The sequence below is a fragment of the Nonlabens sp. genome, assembly GCF_047636915.1.
Taxonomy (GTDB): Bacteria; Bacteroidota; Bacteroidia; order Flavobacteriales; family Flavobacteriaceae; genus Nonlabens.
Map to the genome: position 1 here is coordinate 1 of NZ_JBLIGN010000051.1, position 20,323 is coordinate 20,323.

Below are 20,323 nucleotides of genomic sequence, written 5' to 3' on the forward strand. Positions count from 1 at the left end.
GCAAAGTGCAATAGCTTTTGTGGTTGTGTTAACAGATCAGTTTTGTGTTGTAGGTACAACCATAATAATCGATGACGTTCTAAAGAAAGCGTCGATGGGGAAAGTACATTCTCCCGTACCTTTTCATAACCATAAGGTAAAAAGCTTTTAAAAGTTTTCCCGTCAATAGGATCTTCGTACCTGTCTCCACGATACCACCAGGCGATCAACGGACGTATATAATAACTCGCGCTGATAAGCCAGGGCCTTGGGATGAGGTTGAGGAATAGTTTGAAGAGTTTTTTCATGGGTTACTTTGTCGTTCCGCAATTGTTGCGGAAACTGCTGGTGTTATCGTGATTTTATTCAAAGCGACGTCTTATTCCGACGCCTCCGCTCTGAGATTTCTATCCTTTATTGAACAGTCTGCAAAACAACTTTTAAATGTAACTTTTAATCAGTCCTTCCATCGATAAGGATCTTCTTCTTTAGAAGTGATTCCTAGCACTTCATAGATATAATCAAATGTGCTTAACAATCGAGGCTCGCCATCTACTATAGCGATATTATGCTCAAAATGTGCACTGGGTTTATTGTCTTTGGTAGTAATGGTCCAGCCGTCTTTGTGGTGTCTGATATTTTTAGTTCCTAAATTGATCATGGGTTCTATCGCCACTGTCATCCCTTCTACAAACTTTTTACCACGACCGCGTTTTCCATAATTAGGCATTTGTGGGTCTTCATGCATCACTTTACCCAGTCCGTGACCTACGAGTTCCCGTACCACTCCGTATCCGAAAGATTCACAATACTCTTGTATCGCATGACCTACATCTTCCACACGCTTTCCTACTCTAAATTGTTCGATACCTAGATATAAAGAATTCTTAGTCCGGTCCAGAAGATCGATCGTTTCTTGAGGTACTTCTCCTACTGTAAATGTATAGGCATGATCGCCATAAAACCCGTCTACTATGGCTCCACAATCTATAGAAAGAACATCGCCTTCTTGGATAGCTACCTCTTTAGGGATTCCATGAACTACCTCTTCATTAGGAGAGATAAGCAACGTACTGGGGCAGTCGTACAATCCTTTAAAACCAGGAATGGCACCGTTATCACGTATGTATTGTTCAGCTAGTGTATCTAATCTAAGCGTCGTGACCCCTGGCTTGATTTCTGCAGCAATTATTCCTAAGGTTTTACTTACCATTAACGCCGCACGGCGCATGATCTCAAGCTCTTCTTTATTCTTTGTTACGATCATATTCTATATAAAGCAGCAAAGGTAGTCATTCCATAAAATTTGATTCTATAAAACTGAATGGAAAGAAGGCGCTTGTTCAAATTTACCTCGAATCTGCTGGAATATCCCTCCGTGCTATTTCTGTTTGTCATTGCTCTGCATAGCTAGATAGGTTGTAATTCTCTCGATAAGATTCCTGTTTTTTATTTATAAGTGCGGACTTAAGACAGCACTTATAAATAAGGTATGAGCAGGTTTTAATCATGTTCTTTATTTCAGGTTTTTATAGCTTCTACAAGTATCTTTCAACTTTTACGATCAAACTACACTACCGCTTGCTATGCCACCTTTCTATCTCAGAAATTTGTCTTAGCAAATTATCAGGGAATTAGTAAAGGAGCTTTTGTAAATCTTCTCCCGTTCCATATCGGGATTTGGGAATCGTCGGTCCTGTGCTTTTGTCTGGGTATAACTATTTTCAGGATAAAGAGTGTTTGCGGCTGCGTGGGTACAAGATGGCTTGTAAACCGTGAAAATTTACATTTCAAAAACTATAATCTTTGCACATGGTTAGTTTTAAATTTGTATAGAATCCTTATAGGTAACGAGTAGTTTATATATAAGGAGATCACATAGTGGATTCGGAACAAAATGGAATTGATTTTTTCTTTGAGTTGGCTAGAATCAGACAGCCAATTTTTCAGCATGACAGAATTGAGGCCTATTTTCCCTAAATTCGCCAGATGAAGATCAATTTAAAAGATAAAACTGCTCTCGTTTGTGGAAGCAGTACAGGAATAGGAAGAGAAACTGCAAAACAGTTTGCACAGGCTGGTGCAAGAGTGATTTTACTGGCTCGCAATCCTAATAAATTACAGGAGGTTCTTAATGAATTGGATAAAAGTCATCGAGACGATCATACGTATTTAGTGGCCGATTTCTCTGATTATAAAGAGGTGGACACTGTGGTTTCCGCTTTCGCGAAAGCGAACCTCATACATATCATCATCAACAATACAGGAGGTCCTGCACCAGGATTCTTAATCGATGCCGAAGTGGATGCGTTAGAACAAGCTTTTATCCAACACGTAAAATGCAATCAAGTATTGATCCAAGCTTGTGCGCCAGGAATGAAAGAAGCGGGCTATGGAAGAGTGATTAACGTGATTTCTACCAGTGTAAAAGCACCTATCGAATTTTTAGGAGTTTCTAATGTGATAAGAGGCGCAGTGGCGAGCTGGGCAAAAACTCTAGCAACAGAGCTAGGACCCTTTGGCATCACTGTAAATAACGTATTGCCGGGGTTTACAGCAACCGATAGACTGGATAAAATCATTTCTGGAAAAGCATCAAGAGCTGGACAGAGTGAAGAACAAGCTGCCCAGATCATGAAAAGTCATGTGCCAGCAAGAAGGTTTGCACAGCCAGAAGAAGTAGCAAATGCAATTACTTTTCTAGCTAGTGATAAAGCGGGTTATATCAATGGAATCAATTTGCCAGTAGACGGTGGAAGGACGAAGAGCCTTTAGAAATTGAAGCCGAATTTGAATTTTTATAAAAAGAAGTAAAGTCTCTTCCCTTTGAGGAAATAGCAATTTCACTAGCGTGTTATGGGCATTGTATAAAATTCATTCTACATTAACGGTTTATCTTTATTTTGGTTGTAAGCGCAATAAAAAATCAAGTGACAGGAAGATATTATCGATAAAAAGATACAAGAAAGAACGTTTTGAATTTTAGCTGGAAACAATTTGACTAATACTATGTAGATCAAGATTTTACTTTTCAAGAAATTGATGCAATAAAAAAAAGTGATTCAAGATTATTCCCTAGTGGCAATGCAAGCATTTTTCCTAGAAGATCATAGGGATAACAATTTCCTGGTGAGTTACTTTGGTAAGGAAGAAAAGAAGATTTTTGAGGAAATTGAAAAATCTTTAAAAGTTTCTTTAAAGGAAGAAATGGAGTCACTAGTAGACTCCTATTTTCAAATATTAAAATTAGCGAAGAGTAATTTGTCATAAGGATTTAGATACTTTTCTTAAATTAGCAAAATGAACAAAAAACTACGTATCAACGGTCACTCACATTTACTTCCTTATCCGGAGCAAATTCCAGATTTCATGCGTGAAAAAGGGATCTTTTGGGTAGATCCTGAGCGTAAAAACATGTTGCAAAAAGACTGGTCACGACCGGTGACTGATTCTAGTTTCTTTTTAGATGAAAAGCTGGAATGGATGGATAAATACAAGATTGATCACGCTGTTGTTCTTAATTTGAGCCAGTTGTATGGAAATGGTTTGCGCCTAGAAGAAATGAAACAAGCCTTGCGTTTTCAGAATGACTTTAATGCTGGGGTACAACGTGATCATCCTTCAAAATTCACAAGTGGTTTTGTGGTGCATCCTGGTTATGTGCGGGGAGCATTATGGGAAATGGAGCGTTGTGTAAAAGTTTTGGGAATGAGACTTCTTTGCTTGCCTACACATTATATGGATACCATAGGGCAGTGGCGGTGCATTTTTGATGAAGAAAACGAGGCCATATTTGAGCTCGCTAGTGAATTGAACCTTGCCATAGAAATCCATCCTTATGATGGAGAAAAATTTATAAAATTAAAGAATTCTTCCTGGAGATTTCATTTGATATGGATGCTCGCTCAATGTGCAGATGCCTATCACTTCATGACTTTAAACGGATATGCCTTTAAATATCCTGGTATGCGTGTTTGTTTTGCTCATGGTGGACAACTCGCACAAATGAATCTGGGACGTAGGATCCAAGGTTTTGACGGAAGACCGGATTTATTTGAAGGGAAAACACATCCTCGAAAGTCGGTTGGTCATTCTAATATTTTCTTTGATACACTGGTCCATGATACCGGCTCTTTGAAGCTTCTCGTTGAAAATCAAGGGGTAAAACAAGTTTTGGTAGGTCTTGATGATCCCTATCCGCTGGGAGAGATGGATAGTGAAAAACAGAGCAGTTACCCTGGGAAAATTATTGATCTCGCTATGGAACGGGATATTATTACTTCAGACCAGGCAGACGGCATGTGGGACGAGCATGTGGTGCGATGGCTTTTTGGAAGCGATGAGGTGGCTAAGAAAGCTTTTTATAAGCGGGTAAGATCGCAATAGATCTTTAGTAGTCGCTCATTATTCTATTTGTATACCGTATCAAGTGCAGCATAAACTTCTGATTTTTAAAAAAAACAGAAAGCGAAACTCTTAAAATAATTTACGAGATTAAGAGATATTTTTAATTCAAAGAATTTTAAAATCCTATTTTTGCAAAATAACTAACAATACATGGATTACGCAGAGAATATATTAGGTACTATAGGGAACACACCACTTGTTAAGATGAACAAATTGGTAGAAGATATTCCAGCGTTAGTGCTTGCCAAATATGAAACTTTTAATCCTGGTAACTCTGTAAAAGATAGAATGGGGTTGAAGATGATTGAAGATGCTGAGGCAAATGGTATATTAAAACCAGGTGCAACAATTATAGAAGGAACCAGTGGTAATACAGGAATGGGACTTGCTCTTGCCGCTATCATCAAGGGCTATAAACTAATTTGTGTATTGAGCGATAAGCAGTCTAATGAAAAGATGGATATTCTTAGAGCCGTGGGTGCTGAAGTTTATGTATGTCCCACAGATGTGGCTCCAGATGATCCACTGTCTTACTATTCTACAAGTAAAAGGTTGAGTGAGGAGATTCCTAACTCTTGGTATGTAAATCAATACGATAATCCGTCTAATTGTACAGCCCATTATGAAAGTACTGGTCCAGAAATATGGAGACAGACAGACGGTAAGATTACGCATTTTGTCGTAGGTGTAGGAACCGGAGGGACTATTTCTGGTGTAGGATCGTATTTAAAATTACAAAATCCTGATATCAAGATATGGGGAATTGACACCTATGGTTCTGTATTTAAAAAATACCACGAGACAGGCATTTTTGATGAGAACGAAATCCATTCTTATGTAACAGAAGGAATAGGAGAGGATATTTTACCACTTAATGTACGTTTTGAAATCATTGATGGTTTTACCAAAGTAACCGATAAAGATGCTGCGGTTTATACGCGTAGATTGGCAAAAGAAGAAGGGATGTTCTTAGGCAACAGTGCTGGAGCAGCTATAAAAGGATTGAAACAAATCCACGAAGAAGTAGGTTTTACAAAAGACGATGTAGTGGTGATTCTATACCACGATCATGGAAGTCGCTACGTAGGTAAGTTTTTTAATGACGACTGGATGCGTTCCAAAGGTTGGTTAAAAGAAGACGGTACCTATCATCCAGATGATAAATAAGTAATGAGTCGCTTGAAAGGGATTTTACTCATACCGTAGTATAATATTTGATTGTTCAAAAAAAACCTCCATAGCGATAAGCTATGGAGGTTTTTTTCATCTTTCCATTTATCAGGAATCAATACGAGATGGAAATTACTCAAAAAGAACATTCAGAAACCAACATATGCAAAGTGTCTGTCTTGTTATGCTGATTCAGGCGATATTGGAATTTCTTTATTTTTATTTCTATCTTTAAAGCATGCGAGAAGATTTTATCCATTATCTCTGGAAATTTAAAAAGCTGAGTGGTCAGGAATTAAAGACTACTGAGAGGAAAGAGATTTTGATCAAATCGCTAGGAACACATAACTTTTTTTCTGGTCCAGACTTCTTCAACGGTCGGGTAGAAATTGATGGTCAAGACTGGGCAGGAAATGTTGAGATGCATGTCAAGGCAAGTGACTGGTACCTGCACGGACACGATGAAGATCCTGCTTATGATAACGTGATTCTGCATGTGGTATGGATGCATGATGCAGAGATTACCCGAAGAGATGGTATCAATATTCCTGTATTAGACGTGTCTCAATACGTAGATCCAGATTTGGTACAATCCTATATAAAACTATTTGCAGTGAAGAACGACCAATTCATCAACTGTGAAAGTCAGTTTTCAAGTATAGATTCTTTTAAGCGAGATCAGTGGCTGGAAAAGCTGTTTTTTGAAAGATTAGAGGTTAAATCGGACCGTATAAAACACCTGTTAGAGCAAAACAATAATGATTGGGAAGCCGCTTTTTTCCACTTATTAGCAAGGAGTTTCGGTACAAAAACAAATGCTGATGCTTTTGAACAACTCGCTAGCAGCATGGAGCAGTCTGTGGTGCGCAAACTGGCTAAAGACGCTTTTCAATTAGAAGCCACTTTGCTAGGTCAGGCAGGATTACTTGATGTGACGAAAAAAGACAGCTATTATAAAGAGCTGTTTGATGAATACGCTTTCGCGAAAGCAAAACACCAACTACAAGCTTCCTTAACACCCATGAAATTCTTTAGATTGAGGCCAGCAAATTATCCTACTGTACGTATTTCTCAGCTTGCTAGGCTGTATCAAAATAATCCAATGCTTTTTGGAGAGGTCTTACTGGCAAAATCTAGAACAGATATTCACCAATTATTTGAGGTAAAAGCGGCAAAATATTGGAGTACACATCATGTATTTGATAAGGAAACAGAAGAGAGAGAAAAAATGCTTACTTCTGATTTCATAGACTTACTGATAATCAACTGTATTGTGCCTATAAAATTTATGCATGCGAGATTTATGGGGAATGATAAAATGGAAGAATTACTGGATTTGATGTATGAGCTTAAGCCAGAAAAGAATACAATAATAACAGGTTTTAAGAAGCTCCTTAAGGTGGAAAATGCTTTGCAAACTCAATCTTTATTGCAGTTAAAGACCAATTACTGTGATGTGAATAAATGTTTAAGTTGTGACATAGGTGTATCTTTACTGAGAAAATAATTATTGTTTTAGATTATGAAAAAAATATACCTATTTTTTTTAATTATTGTATTTTTTGTATCATGTTCTTCAGATGATAGTTGCGTTGGAGGGTCTACTATTAATATTGGTGATATATCTAATGAATTTTCTCGAGATCGTTTTGTGGAAGTCTATAGTGATAATGCATATAAAGTTTACTTTCCATTATGGCTTAGTCCAAATGGGGATGGTATTAATGACTTCTTTTCTTTTTACATTAAAGATACTTCTAATAACATTTATTTTGGAAGTGCAACATTTGGTATAAGAGATCCTTTTGATGAGAACGCAACAGATAACCCTACTGGTTTTATTTCTAATGCAACATTAAATGTGTCTAATACTTGTCAAGACCTTTACCAAACGAGTAATATAAACGAATTAGGTTGGATTTTAGATTTTCAGTTAGAAACAGAAAAAGGAGCGTATCAAATTGATTTAGACCTAGAAATGATCAACGGTTCAGTGATAAGTATTAGAGAAAAAGTAGATGTAGTTTACCCTACTCGTTAAATACATATGTTTTACTTAAATTTACATCATGGAAGCAGTTACATATTTGCGCACTATAATGGAGAAGTATGGCTTTTACGTATCCACGCGTGTCGCAGAGAAATTAGGAATTAAAGCCCGCAGTGTGCGTATTACTTTTATCTATTTCACCTTTGCTACGTTAGGAGCTGGTTTTGCAGTGTATTTAATAATGGCGTTTTGGATCAAGATCAAAGATCTTGTCTACACAAAGCGCAGTTCTGTTTTTGACCTTTAAGGTAATTATCTGTGAGTAGTAAACTTAGAATATCTGTTACTTTATTATTTTTCGTAGTTGTTGTAGGTGTGCTCGGTTTTAAAATATACATGGGTTTGTCGTGGGTAGATGCACTATACATGACGGTAATTACCATTACAACAGTAGGTTACAGAGAAATAACGGAGCCTTCTGAAGTGGCTAAATTATTTACAGTTTTCTTTATTCTCATTAGTGTTATTGTTGTAGGATTTGCCGTTTCGGCAATTACAGAATATTTATTATCTAGTAATAGCCTTGCAAATATCAGGATGAACAGAAAATTAAAACATTTAAAATCTATGAAAAATCATATTATCATTTGTGGATATGGTCGCAATGGTAGACAAGCAGTACAAAGATTACAGAACTATAACAGAGCCTTCATTATTATTGAAAAAGATCAACAGGTTATAGATGATGCGCTTTTGGATAAAGAAAACTTCTATAGAGGGAATGCAAATGAAGATGAGGTATTAATAACTGCAGGTATAGAGAGAGCCTCAACGCTTATAACAGCTTTGCCAGAAGATGCTGACAATCTATTTATTGTTCTTAGTGCTAGACAGCTCCATAAAGATTTAAAAATTATATCGCGAGCAAGTGAGGAAAGTTCGTATAAGAAATTAAAGCTTGCCGGGGCAGACAACGTTATTCTTCCAGATACGATTGGAGGACAGCATATGGCTTCACTAGTCGTTAGTCCTGATTTAATTGAGTTTTGGGATAACCTGAGTTACGGAGGTAGTGAAGGAGTGAATTTAGAACAAATCTCTTTTGAACAAATGTTTGATAAACAAAGAAATTGCACGATAATAGATTTAAATTTAAGACAGGAAACGGGTTGTACTATAATTGGTTACAAAGCTCCTGATGGCAATTATACAGTAAATCCAGATCCAAAATTACAACTGGTACCAGGTTCAAAAATAATCGTTGTAGGAAATTCACAGCAAATTGCAAAACTTCAAAAAGTTTATCAAATAAGTAACAAAGTAACACAAACATAGTAGACTTAAAACTTTCAAAAAGCGAGATTTTTGTGCATCTTGCTGCCTTAATAAAAAAATTAAATAATTTTGATTAAAAATCTAAATACCGCTTATTTGTCATTGATGGCTATAATGCTGTCAACAGCTGTTTTTTCGCAAGAGCAAAAAGATGAAAAAGGAATTGATGAAAGAATAGACGAGGCCTTTGGTTGGGCGACTGGCGATTATGTGGATGCTGTGTTTTATCAAATACCATTCGGTTCGGTTGAAGATGACTTAATAATTGAATTAGACGTGCTGGCCCGACTGACCACGGAAATGGATGATCCTAAGGCGCTTCCTAGGTACGACTCTGCTGACGGTATTAAATATACACTAATTCAGGACACCCTCAATGTGAGTAGTATATCTTTAACGGGAGATCAAATTGCAGACGAATTAATATTCAAAAATGAGAATTCGATTTTTATTATAGATGGTGGAGTTTTCAAAATAGCTGCGGCAGATATAAGTCCAGGTTCCAGTGTTGAGGTCACTGCTTATGCTCCATTTACAAGAATTTACTGGGTTCTTTTTCCATTGATTTTAGGAGCATTATTCTTTACGATCTATTTTAAGTTTATCAACTTCACTGGCATGTGGAGGTCTATTCAAGTGGTTCGTGGCAAGTATGAGGACATTGAGGAATTTGGTGCAGAGATGCTCTACGGTAAGGATGGTATTGCTAACGGCGTTGATATAAATAAAGTGGATGACCTAGAATCCCACGTTGATAAAATCAGCGATGAGACAAAGGTTGACGGTGATATTAAAGATACCATCAGGGAAGAAACTACAGATGGTGAAGTAAGTCACTTCCAGGCGTTGACCGCTTCACTTTCAGCAACAGTTGGGCTGGGTAATATTGCAGGAGTAGCTATCGCAGTTTCCATAGGTGGTGCTGGAGCTACATTCTGGATGATTGTTGCGGGTTTCTTAGGAATGGCTTCTAAATTTGTAGAATGTACGTTAGGTGTGAAGTACCGTGATGTAGGTCCTGATGGAACTATTTATGGTGGTCCTATGTATTACTTGACTAAAGGTCTTAAATCTATGGGGCTGGAAGGATTAGGAAAAGTTCTTGCTGTTCTGTTTGCCATCATGTGTATAGGTGGATCTTTCGGTGGTGGAAACATGTTCCAAGCAAACCAGGCGACTCAAATGGTAGTGAATATTACTGGAGGTGCAGATTCCTTTTTGTACGGTTATCGTTGGGTATTCGGATTATTGATGGCCATTTTTGTGGGAATTGTAATTATTGGTGGTATTAAGTCCATTGCTAAGGTGACTGATAAGATTGTTCCCTTCATGGTAATAATTTATGTGGGTGCTTCATTATGGGTGCTTTTTATGCGATTTGATATGATAGGTGATGCTTTTACCCAGATTATTGATGGAGCTTTTAGTCCAAGTGGAATTGCTGGTGGTGCGATAGGAGTATTAGTGCAAGGTTTTAGACGAGCCGCATTTTCAAATGAGGCAGGTGTAGGATCTGCATCTATAGCACACGCAGCAGTGCGAACTAAATATCCAGCTAGTGAAGGGCTGGTCGCTCTTTTAGGACCGTTTATAGATACTGTAATTGTTTGTACAATGACTGCCGTCGTATTAATTATTACCGGTAATGTTGATCCAGAGAACGCAAATCTAGCAGATGCAGATGCCATTTTATTGACATCTGATGCGTTTGCATCTGTTATTAGCTGGTTTCCATACGTGTTGACTCTAGCAGTAGTTTTATTTGCATTCTCGACGATGATTTCTTGGTCTTATTACGGTTACCAAGCTTGGGCATACCTTTTCGGTAGAACAACGAGAACAGAATATTCGTACAAAATTTTATTCTGTATTTTCGTGGTCATAGGATCTGCTGCAAGTTTAGGAAACGTGATAGGGTTCTCTGATGCAATGATTTTTTCAATGATGGTCCCTAACATGATAGGGATTGTTCTTCTTGCTCCAGAGGTTAAGAAAGAGCTGACCAGATATATGACAGCAATCAAGTTGAAGCGAGAAGCTATCGAATAATTTTATTCTTATGAAAAATTTTAAATCCCTCTTTTTGTTTGATAGAAAACAACAAAGAGGGATTTTTGTATTAATCATACTTTTATTGATAGTGCTTGCAGGATTCTTTTACAGCCAACAATTGCCTAAAAAAGTTCTATTTATAGAAGACAGCTCTGTTTATCAGCATAAAGTAGATTCTCTTGTAGCGGTCCAACAGAGTAGAAGAGATACTATCTACCCCTTCAATCCCAATTATATAACAGATTACAGAGGTTATAAACTTGGTTTAAGTGTGGAAGAGATCGATCGGTTACACCGCTATCGAGAAAGCGGAAAATGGGTAAACTCAAAGAAAGATTTTCAACAAGTAACACAGGTTAGTGGTCAGTGGCTAGACAGTATAGCTCCCTACTTCAAATTTCCAGATTGGGTTACAAATTCTGATAAAAAGAATAACAAATCTTTCGTGCCTTTTAAAGACCGTAAAATAGTTATTAAAGATATTAACGGCGCGACTCAAGAGGAGCTCAAAAAGGTATATGGTATTGGTCCAGCACTTTCTGGAAGAATTATAAAAGAAAGAGAGCGGCTTAAGAGTTTTATAGACATCTCTCAGGTAGGCGATATTTACGGGCTTACCGATTCTACTATGATCCAGTTGAAAAAACATTTTTTTGTTTCAGCGCCTTTAGCATTCCATAAAATAGCTCTGAATACCGCCACCGAGGAAGAGTTGTTATCTATTCCATATTTTGACGACTATCTAGTAGAAAAACTTGTGGAGCAGCGAATTTTAAGAGATGGATTTAAGAGCTGGGATAAAGTCATGTTAACATCTAGGTTTCCGCAAGAAAAATTAGCTTTAATTCAACTATATTTGACATTAAATTAAAAAATTCAGTGTTTACTAAGAATATCGCATCTAGAATTCTGTTTTAGATGTTTTTCTATAATTTTATTGTAATAACCATATGTATTCAAAATATTTTACTGAGGAGCATGAAGCCTTCAGACAGAGTTTTCGAGATTTTCTTAATAAAGAAGCGGTTCCTCATATTGAAAGATGGGAAGAAACAGGTCATATAGATCGCGAGATTTTTCAAAAAATGGGAGAGATGGGGTATTTTGGTCTTTACTATCCAGAAGAGTATGGTGGTTTAGATCTTGACTTCTTCTATACGGTTATTTTTCTAGAGGAAATGCAACGTGTCAATTCAGGAGGTTTTGCTGCTGCCATGTGGGTACAAGCATTTCTAGGAGCGCAGCATTTACTAAAAGAAGGAGATGATCGCATCAAACAAGAATACCTTGTCCCTACACTAACAGGAGAGAAGATAGGTTGCCTAGGTATCACAGAGCCATTTGGCGGTAGTGATGTGGCAGGAATGAGAACGACAGCTGTTAAGGATGGGGATCATTATATTATTAACGGTTCAAAAACTTTCATTACAAATGGCGTATACAGTGATTATTTAGTGATTGCTGCAAAAACGGATATAGACGCAAAAGGAAGAGGGATCTCGATTTTTGTAATGGATCGTGAAACACCAGGGATAAGTGCTACTAAGTTAAATAAATTAGGATGGAGAGCCAGTGACACTGCTGAAATAGGATTTGATAATGTGCGCATTCCTGCCCAGAACTTGATGGGAGAAGAAGGAAAAGGTTTTCCTTATATCATGCAACATTTTGCTTTAGAGCGTCTCATTATGGGTATCAATTCTCATGCACGAGCAGAGTATGCGCTGGAGTATACTATTGGTTATATGAAGGAACGTACGGCATTCGGAAAGTCATTAGATACCTATCAAGCATTGCGACATAACTTAGCAGATATGTTGAGCGAGGTAGAAATGGCAAAATGCTTTAACTATGCCATTGCAGAAGAATTAGACAAAGGTCTGTATCCAGTAAAGGAAGCCAGTATGTCTAAGTTACTCTCTACAAAAATCGCTGATGAGGTTATTTATAAATGTCTTCAGTATCTAGGAGGTTATGGCTATATAGAAGAATACCCACTTGCTAGAATGTCACGTGATAGCCGTTTAGGCCCCATAGGTGGAGGTACAAGTGAGATCATGCGGGAGATCATTGCAAAAATGATTTTGGATGGTAAAGATTATAAACTTGCTGCAAAGTAGGTGAGTATTCCGCTTTCGCGAAAGAGAAAAAGCAATAAGTATCAAAATTGTATAATTGTCTTTGATTTTAAAAAATAATATGTATTTTTGCCTCTACAAAGAAAGGAGGTGATGACACTATGTTAATAATACCAGTAAAAGACGGAGAAAATATCGACAGAGCCCTGAAACGTTTCAAAAGAAAATTTGATCGTACAGGAAAAATGCGTGAGTTACGCAGAAGACAACAGTTTACTAAACCATCTGTTGCAAATCGTGCTCAAAACATTAAAGCTTCTTATATCCAAGGGCTTCGTGATGCCGAAAACCTATAAGGAATCTTTCCTTTAAAATAGTATACCGCTTGTTGTAAATGAATACATTTACAACAAGCGGTTTTTTTATGGAGCTCACCTCGTACATAGAATATCTTGAGCTGGAGAAAAATTATTCTTCTCATACTGTATTGGCTTATAATAAAGATTTAAACCAATTCATTTCATTTATAAGGGAGGAAGGAGTCTTTCAAATAAAAGAAGTAAACTATGGCTTGATAAGAGGATGGGTGACCACGCTGTTAGAGGACGGTGCCTCTACGTATACAGTGAATAGAAAAATGTCTTCCTTAAAGTCTTATTTTAAATTTCTATTGAAAATAGGCGCAATAACGACCAGTCCAGCAGTCTCCTATAAAAACCTCAAAGTTTCTAAAAAAGTTCAAGTACCATTCTCCGTGGAGGAGGTGGCTCAATTGCTAAATTTTCCTTACGACACCACCAATTTTGTTCAATCACGAGATCTTTTGATGATAGAGCTATTTTATGCTACTGGTATTCGAAGAGAGGAGTTGATTAATATCAAACTTAAGGATGTTAACATAGCAGGTGACGTGGTTAAGGTGTTGGGTAAACGAAATAAAGAACGGCTTGTGCCGTTGGTCTATTCTATAAAAATTCATCTAGAAGAGTATATGGTATTAAGGCAGGCAGTAGCCCAGCCGTTGACTCCAGAATTATTTATCACGTCCAATGGAGTTAAAATATATCCTAGCCTTGTTTATCGTGTGATAAAATCATATTTTAGTAAGGTTTCTTTAAAAGTAAAAATTAGCCCACACGTGCTGAGGCATACATTTGCCACTCATTTATTGGATCGTGGTGCAGATTTAAATGCTGTAAAGGAATTGTTAGGACATGCCAGTTTATCATCAACTCAAATTTATACCCATTCTAGTATGGCTACTTTGAAGGGTGTTTACGGTAATTCCCATCCCAGGTCAAAAAAATAATCAATCTAAAACTATTTATTATGAAGGTAAATATACAAGCAGTAAATTTTGATGCAGATGCTAAGCTTATTGATTTCACACAAAACAAAATCGAGAAGTTAGAACATTTTTACAATAAGATTATTAATGTTGATGTTTATCTGAAAGTGCAAAAAACATCAGCACCTGGGAATAAAATAGCAGAGATAAGGGTTTTCGTACCAGGGGATGATATGGTTGTTAAAAAGACATGTAAGACATTTGAACAATCTATAGATGAGTGTGCTTCATCATTGGAGCGTCAATTGACGAAACGAAAAGAAAAGTTAGCCACGCACTAAAAATAAATAAAAAAACTATTTGGTCAATTAAAAAATAGGCTTACATTTGCAGTCCGTTAGAAATAGCGGGCTTTTTTAACGAGCTAAAAAAGCAGTAATTGCCGATGTAGCTCAGCTGGCTAGAGCAGCTGATTTGTAATCAGCAGGTCGTGGGTTCGAGTCCCTCCATCGGCTCTTTTAAATACTAAGTCCTTACCGACTTAATGGGGAGATACTCAAGCGGCCAACGAGGACGGACTGTAACTCCGTTGGGAAACCTTCGCAGGTTCGAATCCTGCTCTCCCCACGATTTATGTCTTAAAAGGACAAATAGATAAGTAGTACCTTTTAGTTGTAAAAAACTAATAAAAGCGAGAGTAGCTCAGTTGGTAGAGCGTCAGCCTTCCAAGCTGAATGTCGCCAGTTCGAACCTGGTCTCTCGCTCTAAATTAAACTCCCTTTTTATGGAGTTTATTGCTGAGTTTTCCATTCCTAAGAACGGAAGTTTTGCCGGTGTAGCTCAGGGGTAGAGCGTTTCCTTGGTAAGGAAGAGGTCACGAGTTCAAATCTCGTCATTGGCTCAGGAAGATAAAACAGGTCTCCGTAGGGACCAGTACTAGTATAGACTGATTTGGTTTTAGCTCCGTATCTGTCTCTTTTAAATTGAACACTAATATAAACTAAGATTATAAGTTATGGCTAAAGAAACGTACGATCGTTCGAAACCCCACCTTAACGTAGGAACTATTGGTCACGTTGACCACGGTAAAACTACCCTTACTGCTGCAATTACTAAAGTACTTGCCGATGCTGGTTTCTCTAAAGCGGTAAATTTTGACCAAATTGACAACGCTCCTGAAGAAAAAGAGCGTGGTATTACTATCAACTCTTCTCATGTTGAGTATGAAACTGCAAATAGACACTACGCACACGTAGATTGTCCTGGCCACGCCGATTATGTAAAGAACATGGTTACTGGTGCTGCTCAAATGGATGGTGCTATTCTGGTAGTTGCTGCAACTGACGGTCCTATGCCACAAACTCGTGAGCACATTCTTCTTGGTCGTCAAGTAGGTATTCCTCGCATCGTTGTATTCCTTAATAAAGTGGATATGGTTGATGATGAAGAGCTTCTTGAATTAGTAGATATGGAAGTACGTGAATTGTTAAGCTTTTATGAATATGATGGTGACAATGGTCCCGTTATTAATGGATCTGCACTTGGTGCACTTAATGGTGAGCAAAAGTGGGTAGATACTGTTCTTGAGTTAATGGCAGCGGTAGATTCCTGGATTGAAGAGCCTATCCGTGATATGGATAAGCCTTTCTTAATGCCTATTGAAGATGTATTTTCTATAACTGGTCGTGGTACTGTTGCAACTGGTCGTATTGAGACTGGTGTTGGTAACACTGGAGATCCTGTTGAGATAATTGGTATGGGTGCTGAAAAGTTAACTTCTACTATTACGGGTATTGAAATGTTCCGTCAGATTCTGAACAGAGGTGAGGCTGGTGATAATGCTGGAATTTTGTTAAGAGGTATTGAGAAGTCACAGATTTCTCGCGGAATGGTTATTACGAAGCCAGGGTCTGTAACTCCACATGCTAAGTTTAAAGCTGAAGTGTATATCTTGAAGAAAGAGGAAGGTGGACGTCACACTCCATTTCATAACAATTACCGTCCTCAGTTTTATGTTCGTACTACTGATGTAACTGGAAACATAGTACTTCCTGATGGTGTTGAAATGGTAATGCCTGGTGATAACCTTACTATTACAGTTGATTTAATCCAAGCTATCGCATTAAATTTAGGCCTTCGTTTTGCTATTCGTGAGGGAGGTAGAACTGTTGGTGCAGGTCAAGTTACTGAGATATTAGATTAATTTCTAATTCAATATATTAAGTATCCTGTTTATTATAGACAGGATACTTTCCCTATATATAGGGAAGGCAACAAATATTTGTAATGAATATTTTTGCGGGTTTAGCTCAGTTGGTAGAGCACTGGTCTCCAAAACCAGGTGTCGTGAGTTCGAATCTCTCAGCCCGTGCATTTTAAACATAGTTTTCTTTAGGTAGTGCTTGTTTGGCAGCTGTTTAGAGTTTTCTTCTAGAATAATATTTTTATGAGTTTGATAACATACGTAAAGGAATCTTATAATGAGTTGACAAACCATGTCACCTGGCCTACATGGGAGGAGACGCAAAAGTTAACTGTCACAGTAGCGGTGTTTTCCATAATTTTTGCTCTGATTGTTGCAGGTATTGATTATGTCTTTAGCAATGCGATAGAAAATTATTTTAATTGGATCAAGCCTTAATCATTATTTGATATGTCAGAAGAGAAGGATTTAATGAAGTGGTATGTGGTGCGTTCGGTAAGCGGTCAAGAAAATAAAATTAAGGATTATATTGAGTCTGAAATAGCACATCATAATTTAGGAGATTATTTGAAGCAAATTTTGGTTCCGACTGAAAAAGTGGTTCAAATTAGAGATGGTAAAAAGTATAATAAGGAACGTGTTTATTTTCCAGGTTATATTATGGTCCAAGCTAGGTTAGAGGGAGAGGTTCCTCATATAATTAAATCAGTAAACGGTGTTATAGGTTTCCTAGGGGAGACCAAAGGTGGTGAGCCTGTTCCCTTGAGAAGAACCGAAGTCAATAGGATGTTAGGTAAAGTAGATGAACTTGCTGAGCAAACTGACAACATTGCGATACCATTTAAAAGTGGAGAAACAGTTAAAGTAGTTGATGGGCCATTTAATGGTTTTAATGGTACTATTGAAAAAGTAAATGAAGAAAAGCGTAAGCTAGAAGTTATGGTCAAAATATTCGGTCGTAAAACTCCATTGGAGCTTAGTTATATGCAAGTTGAAAAAGTATAAATGTTACAGTTTATAAATGATATATAAGGCTTCCACTTTATTATCATTAAATAATTGAAATTAATTAGAAATGGCTAAAGAAGTATCTAAGGTTGTAAAACTACAGGTTAAGGGTGGTGCAGCAAATCCATCTCCTCCAGTTGGACCCGCGCTTGGTGCGGCTGGTGTGAATATCATGGAGTTCTGTAAGCAGTTTAATGCGAGAACTCAGGATAAGGCGGGTAAAGTTTTACCTGTTGCTATTACTGTATATAAGGATAAATCCTTTGATTTTGTAATAAAAACACCACCAGCAGCAGTACAAATCCTTGAAGCATTAAAGCTGAAAGGCGGTAGTGGAGAACCTAACCGTAAAAAAGTTGGAACTATTTCCTGGGATCAAATTCGTTTGATTGCAGAGGATAAGATGCCAGACCTCAATGCATTTACAGTTGATAGCGCCATGAGAATGGTTGCTGGTACTGCTAGATCAATGGGTGTGAACGTTAAAGGTGGAAACTCACCTGCTTAAAACTGTTAACAATGGCAAAAATAACAAAAAATCAAAAAGATAGTTTAGCAAAAATTGATAAGTCTCAGACTTATTCTGTTGCTGATGCATCCAAATTAGTAAAAGAAATAACTACTACTAAATTCGACGCTTCAGTAGATCTTGCTATCAGATTAAATGTAGACCCACGAAAAGCTAATCAAATGGTTAGAGGGGTGGTTACCTTACCACACGGTACAGGTAAAGATGTAAAAGTACTTGCTTTAGTTACTCCAGACAAAGAAGCGGAGGCTCTTGAAGCTGGTGCCGACTTTGTAGGTCTTGACGAGTACCTTGATAAAATCAAGGGTGGTTGGACTGACGTGGATGTAATTATCACCATGCCTAGTGTAATGGGAAAATTAGGGCCATTAGGTCGTGTATTAGGTCCTAGAGGTTTAATGCCTAATCCTAAAACCGGCACGGTTACGATGGATGTGGCAAAAGCAATTTCGGAAGTTAAGGCCGGTAAAATCGATTTTAAGGTTGATAAAACTGGAATCATACATGCGGCTGTTGGAAAGGCATCTTTTGATGCTGAGAAAATTGCAGGAAACGCAAGAGAATTAATTAATACATTAGTTAAACTAAAACCTACAACGTCTAAGGGTATTTATATTACTAGCATATTCATGTCAAGTACTATGAGTCCTAGTATTGAGATAGACGCTAAACGTTTTGCAGACGACTAAAAATCTAGACCATGACAAGAGAACAAAAAGCAAATGTTATCCAGGATTTGACTGCTACGTTAGGTGATAACTCCACTATTTATTTAGCAGATATATCTGGTTTAAATGCATTAGAAACGACAAATTTACGTAGGGCTTGTTTTAAAGCAAATGTAAGTATGGCTGTGGTGAAGAATACTCTTCTCGCTAAGGCTATGGAAGCTTCTGATAAGGATTTTGGAGAGTTGCCGGAACTGTTAAAAGGCAATACTTCAATCATGTTAGCGGAAATAGCGAATGCACCAGCTAAGGTTATTGAAAACTTCAGAAAGAAGTCAGCCAAGCCCGTGCTTAAAGGAGCTTATATCGCGGAAGCTATATATGTAGGTGATGATATGATCAGTACCTTGAGCAATATCAAATCTAAGGAAGAAATGATCGGTGATATCATCGGTTTACTTCAGAGTCCTGCTAAAAATGTTATATCAGCACTTCAGTCAGGTGGTGGTAAACTTGCAGGAATTCTTAAAACTCTATCAGAACGATAGAAATCAAATTAGTACGCAATTAATTATTTATAAATTTTATTAAAACGATAGAAAAATGGCAGATTTAAAAGATTTCGCTGAGCAGTTAGTTAACCTAACTGTTAAGGAAGTAAACGAACTAGCAGATATCCTTAAGGATGAGTATGGTATTGAACCAGCAGCAGCGGCAGTTGCAATGGTAGGTCCTGGTCAAAATGAGGAAGCTGCTGAAGAGCAAACAGAATTTGATGTAATCCTAAAAGCTCCAGGTGGTGCAAAACTAGCAGTTGTAAAACTGGTTAAGGAATTAACTGGTGCAGGATTGAAGGATGCTAAGGAATTAGTAGATAATGCACCATCTCCAATTAAGGAAGGTGTATCTAAAGATGAGGCTGAGGCTCTTAAGGCGCAGTTAGAGGCTGCTGGAGCAGAGGTAGAGTTGAAGTAATTCTTCTCACCAAAACATTATCGGTTTAGACCTGTGAGCGATGCTCGCAGGCCTAGACCATTTTGCGTATAAAGATGAGACGTCGTCGATAACGCTTTTTTTAATCATTTAATACCGTGCATTGATGCTAGCAACAAACACAGAGAGAATTAATTTTTCAACGGTAACTAATAAGGCAGAATACCCTGACCTGCTGGATATCCAAATTAAATCCTTTCAGGACTTTTTTCAGTTAGAGACTAAATCTGACAAAAGAGAAGTAGAAGGTTTGTATAATACCTTCATGGAGAATTTTCCAATTACTGATACCCGTAATCAGTTCGTTTTGGAATTTCTTGATTACTTTGTAGATCCACCGCGTTATTCTATTCAAGAATGTATAGAGCGTGGACTTACTTATAGCGTGCCACTTAAATCACGTTTAAAATTATATTGTACTGATCCAGAACACGAGGATTTTGAAACAATTGTTCAGGATGTATATTTAGGAACTATTCCGTACATGACACCATCAGGTACTTTTTGTATCAACGGTGCAGAACGTGTTGTTGTTTCTCAATTGCACAGATCCCCTGGTGTATTTTTTGGTCAGTCTTTTCATGCAAATGGAACTAAATTATATTCTGCCCGTGTTATCCCTT

22 protein-coding genes, 5 tRNA genes and 2 pseudogenes are annotated in these 20,323 nt (G+C 37.5%); 27 read left to right on the forward strand and 2 right to left on the reverse strand.

The window, feature by feature from the left end:
* Positions 1–287, reverse strand: a pseudogene (locus ACJAT0_RS08735) (SAM-dependent methyltransferase); the annotation flags it as partial.
* A 149-nt stretch (positions 288–436) separates the two neighbouring features.
* Entirely contained in the window at positions 437–1,246 is an 810-nt protein-coding gene (gene map, locus ACJAT0_RS08740) for a type I methionyl aminopeptidase (RefSeq protein ID WP_374002034.1), read from the reverse strand.
* A 722-nt stretch (positions 1,247–1,968) separates the two neighbouring features.
* On the opposite strand from map, the gene ACJAT0_RS08745 reads away from it, so the two are divergent.
* The 27 genes and pseudogenes from ACJAT0_RS08745 to rpoB form a co-directional block, all read left to right on the forward strand.
* Positions 1,969–2,754 (forward strand): SDR family oxidoreductase, encoded by a 786-nt coding sequence (locus ACJAT0_RS08745; RefSeq protein WP_374002035.1) that lies wholly within the window; start codon positions 1,969–1,971, stop codon positions 2,752–2,754.
* Between the two features lie 282 nt (positions 2,755–3,036).
* Positions 3,037–3,249 carry a hypothetical protein gene (locus ACJAT0_RS08750; RefSeq protein ID WP_415181358.1) on the forward strand — a complete coding sequence of 71 codons (213 nt, stop codon included), beginning with the start codon at positions 3,037–3,039 and terminating at the stop codon, positions 3,247–3,249.
* Between the two features lie 30 nt (positions 3,250–3,279).
* Positions 3,280–4,365 (forward strand): amidohydrolase family protein, encoded by a 1,086-nt coding sequence (locus ACJAT0_RS08755; protein ID WP_415181359.1) that lies wholly within the window; start codon positions 3,280–3,282, stop codon positions 4,363–4,365.
* Between the two features lie 171 nt (positions 4,366–4,536).
* Positions 4,537–5,553 carry a PLP-dependent cysteine synthase family protein gene (locus ACJAT0_RS08760; protein WP_374002038.1) on the forward strand — a complete coding sequence of 339 codons (1,017 nt, stop codon included), beginning with the start codon at positions 4,537–4,539 and terminating at the stop codon, positions 5,551–5,553.
* A gap of 241 nt (positions 5,554–5,794) precedes the next feature.
* Entirely contained in the window at positions 5,795–7,063 is a 1,269-nt protein-coding gene (locus ACJAT0_RS08765) for a DUF2851 family protein (RefSeq protein WP_415181360.1), read from the forward strand.
* A gap of 15 nt (positions 7,064–7,078) precedes the next feature.
* Entirely contained in the window at positions 7,079–7,597 is a 519-nt protein-coding gene (locus ACJAT0_RS08770; protein ID WP_415181361.1) for a hypothetical protein, read from the forward strand.
* A 28-nt stretch (positions 7,598–7,625) separates the two neighbouring features.
* The gene (locus tag ACJAT0_RS08775) at positions 7,626–7,853 is read left to right on the forward strand and encodes a PspC domain-containing protein (RefSeq protein ID WP_374002041.1); all 228 of its coding nucleotides are present in this window, start codon (positions 7,626–7,628) and stop codon (positions 7,851–7,853) included.
* Between the two features lie 11 nt (positions 7,854–7,864).
* Positions 7,865–8,881, forward strand: coding sequence for a potassium channel family protein (locus ACJAT0_RS08780; protein WP_415181362.1), 1,017 nt, complete (start codon positions 7,865–7,867; stop codon positions 8,879–8,881).
* Positions 8,882–8,950: 69 nt separating this feature from the next.
* Positions 8,951–10,930, forward strand: coding sequence for an alanine/glycine:cation symporter family protein (locus ACJAT0_RS08785; protein ID WP_415181363.1), 1,980 nt, complete (start codon positions 8,951–8,953; stop codon positions 10,928–10,930).
* 10 nt (positions 10,931–10,940) lie between these two features.
* A complete protein-coding gene (locus ACJAT0_RS08790; RefSeq protein ID WP_415181364.1) occupies positions 10,941–11,804 on the forward strand; it encodes a ComEA family DNA-binding protein in 864 nt (287 codons plus the stop codon).
* Between the two features lie 79 nt (positions 11,805–11,883).
* The gene (locus tag ACJAT0_RS08795) at positions 11,884–13,053 is read left to right on the forward strand and encodes an acyl-CoA dehydrogenase family protein (RefSeq protein WP_374002045.1); all 1,170 of its coding nucleotides are present in this window, start codon (positions 11,884–11,886) and stop codon (positions 13,051–13,053) included.
* Between the two features lie 119 nt (positions 13,054–13,172).
* On the forward strand, positions 13,173–13,367 hold the full coding sequence (rpsU, locus tag ACJAT0_RS08800) for a 30S ribosomal protein S21 (protein WP_374002046.1): 195 nt from the start codon (positions 13,173–13,175) through the stop codon (positions 13,365–13,367).
* A 38-nt stretch (positions 13,368–13,405) separates the two neighbouring features.
* Positions 13,406–14,320: a tyrosine-type recombinase/integrase gene (locus ACJAT0_RS08805; protein ID WP_415181365.1), complete on the forward strand. Its 915-nt coding sequence runs from the start codon at positions 13,406–13,408 to the stop codon at positions 14,318–14,320.
* Between the two features lie 20 nt (positions 14,321–14,340).
* A complete protein-coding gene (gene hpf / locus ACJAT0_RS08810; RefSeq protein ID WP_415181366.1) occupies positions 14,341–14,640 on the forward strand; it encodes a ribosome hibernation-promoting factor, HPF/YfiA family in 300 nt (99 codons plus the stop codon).
* A gap of 100 nt (positions 14,641–14,740) precedes the next feature.
* A tRNA-Thr gene (locus ACJAT0_RS08815) sits at positions 14,741–14,814 on the forward strand.
* Between the two features lie 31 nt (positions 14,815–14,845).
* Positions 14,846–14,926, forward strand: a tRNA-Tyr gene (locus ACJAT0_RS08820).
* A 64-nt stretch (positions 14,927–14,990) separates the two neighbouring features.
* Positions 14,991–15,063, forward strand: a tRNA-Gly gene (locus ACJAT0_RS08825).
* A 65-nt stretch (positions 15,064–15,128) separates the two neighbouring features.
* Positions 15,129–15,200: transfer RNA gene (locus ACJAT0_RS08830), tRNA-Thr, on the forward strand.
* Positions 15,201–15,314: 114 nt separating this feature from the next.
* A complete protein-coding gene (gene tuf / locus ACJAT0_RS08835) occupies positions 15,315–16,502 on the forward strand; it encodes an elongation factor Tu (protein ID WP_415181367.1) in 1,188 nt (395 codons plus the stop codon).
* 95 nt (positions 16,503–16,597) lie between these two features.
* Positions 16,598–16,670 (forward strand) — tRNA-Trp (locus ACJAT0_RS08840).
* A 75-nt stretch (positions 16,671–16,745) separates the two neighbouring features.
* Positions 16,746–16,940 (forward strand): preprotein translocase subunit SecE, encoded by a 195-nt coding sequence (gene secE, locus ACJAT0_RS08845; protein ID WP_415181368.1) that lies wholly within the window; start codon positions 16,746–16,748, stop codon positions 16,938–16,940.
* A gap of 12 nt (positions 16,941–16,952) precedes the next feature.
* Positions 16,953–17,507, forward strand: coding sequence for a transcription termination/antitermination protein NusG (gene nusG / locus ACJAT0_RS08850; protein WP_374004472.1), 555 nt, complete (start codon positions 16,953–16,955; stop codon positions 17,505–17,507).
* A 70-nt stretch (positions 17,508–17,577) separates the two neighbouring features.
* Positions 17,578–18,018 (forward strand): 50S ribosomal protein L11, encoded by a 441-nt coding sequence (rplK, locus tag ACJAT0_RS08855; RefSeq protein WP_374004474.1) that lies wholly within the window; start codon positions 17,578–17,580, stop codon positions 18,016–18,018.
* A gap of 11 nt (positions 18,019–18,029) precedes the next feature.
* Positions 18,030–18,728 (forward strand): 50S ribosomal protein L1, encoded by a 699-nt coding sequence (gene rplA, locus ACJAT0_RS08860; protein WP_374004475.1) that lies wholly within the window; start codon positions 18,030–18,032, stop codon positions 18,726–18,728.
* Between the two features lie 11 nt (positions 18,729–18,739).
* Positions 18,740–19,255 (forward strand): 50S ribosomal protein L10, encoded by a 516-nt coding sequence (rplJ, locus tag ACJAT0_RS08865; protein WP_374004476.1) that lies wholly within the window; start codon positions 18,740–18,742, stop codon positions 19,253–19,255.
* A 55-nt stretch (positions 19,256–19,310) separates the two neighbouring features.
* Positions 19,311–19,682, forward strand: a complete 372-nt coding sequence (gene rplL / locus ACJAT0_RS08870) for a 50S ribosomal protein L7/L12 (RefSeq protein ID WP_374004477.1) — start codon at positions 19,311–19,313, stop codon at positions 19,680–19,682.
* A gap of 124 nt (positions 19,683–19,806) precedes the next feature.
* A pseudogene (gene rpoB, locus ACJAT0_RS08875) lies at positions 19,807–20,323 on the forward strand (DNA-directed RNA polymerase subunit beta); the annotation flags it as partial.

Coding starts and splice junctions, on each gene's coding strand:
- tuf (WP_415181367.1), top strand. CDS start 15,315: ATGGCTAAAGAAACGTACGATCGTTCGAAACCCCACCTTAACGTAGGA.
- secE (WP_415181368.1), top strand. CDS start 16,746: ATGAGTTTGATAACATACGTAAAGGAATCTTATAATGAGTTGACAAAC.
- ACJAT0_RS08765 (WP_415181360.1), top strand. CDS start 5,795: ATGCGAGAAGATTTTATCCATTATCTCTGGAAATTTAAAAAGCTGAGT.
- ACJAT0_RS08755 (WP_415181359.1), top strand. CDS start 3,280: ATGAACAAAAAACTACGTATCAACGGTCACTCACATTTACTTCCTTAT.
- map (WP_374002034.1), bottom strand. CDS start 1,246: ATGATCGTAACAAAGAATAAAGAAGAGCTTGAGATCATGCGCCGTGCG.
- rplL (WP_374004477.1), top strand. CDS start 19,311: ATGGCAGATTTAAAAGATTTCGCTGAGCAGTTAGTTAACCTAACTGTT.
- nusG (WP_374004472.1), top strand. CDS start 16,953: ATGTCAGAAGAGAAGGATTTAATGAAGTGGTATGTGGTGCGTTCGGTA.
- ACJAT0_RS08795 (WP_374002045.1), top strand. CDS start 11,884: ATGTATTCAAAATATTTTACTGAGGAGCATGAAGCCTTCAGACAGAGT.
- rplJ (WP_374004476.1), top strand. CDS start 18,740: ATGACAAGAGAACAAAAAGCAAATGTTATCCAGGATTTGACTGCTACG.
- ACJAT0_RS08760 (WP_374002038.1), top strand. CDS start 4,537: ATGGATTACGCAGAGAATATATTAGGTACTATAGGGAACACACCACTT.
- ACJAT0_RS08805 (WP_415181365.1), top strand. CDS start 13,406: ATGAATACATTTACAACAAGCGGTTTTTTTATGGAGCTCACCTCGTAC.
- ACJAT0_RS08790 (WP_415181364.1), top strand. CDS start 10,941: ATGAAAAATTTTAAATCCCTCTTTTTGTTTGATAGAAAACAACAAAGA.
- ACJAT0_RS08770 (WP_415181361.1), top strand. CDS start 7,079: ATGAAAAAAATATACCTATTTTTTTTAATTATTGTATTTTTTGTATCA.
- rpsU (WP_374002046.1), top strand. CDS start 13,173: ATGTTAATAATACCAGTAAAAGACGGAGAAAATATCGACAGAGCCCTG.
- ACJAT0_RS08775 (WP_374002041.1), top strand. CDS start 7,626: ATGGAAGCAGTTACATATTTGCGCACTATAATGGAGAAGTATGGCTTT.
- rplA (WP_374004475.1), top strand. CDS start 18,030: ATGGCAAAAATAACAAAAAATCAAAAAGATAGTTTAGCAAAAATTGAT.
- hpf (WP_415181366.1), top strand. CDS start 14,341: ATGAAGGTAAATATACAAGCAGTAAATTTTGATGCAGATGCTAAGCTT.
- rplK (WP_374004474.1), top strand. CDS start 17,578: ATGGCTAAAGAAGTATCTAAGGTTGTAAAACTACAGGTTAAGGGTGGT.
- ACJAT0_RS08745 (WP_374002035.1), top strand. CDS start 1,969: ATGAAGATCAATTTAAAAGATAAAACTGCTCTCGTTTGTGGAAGCAGT.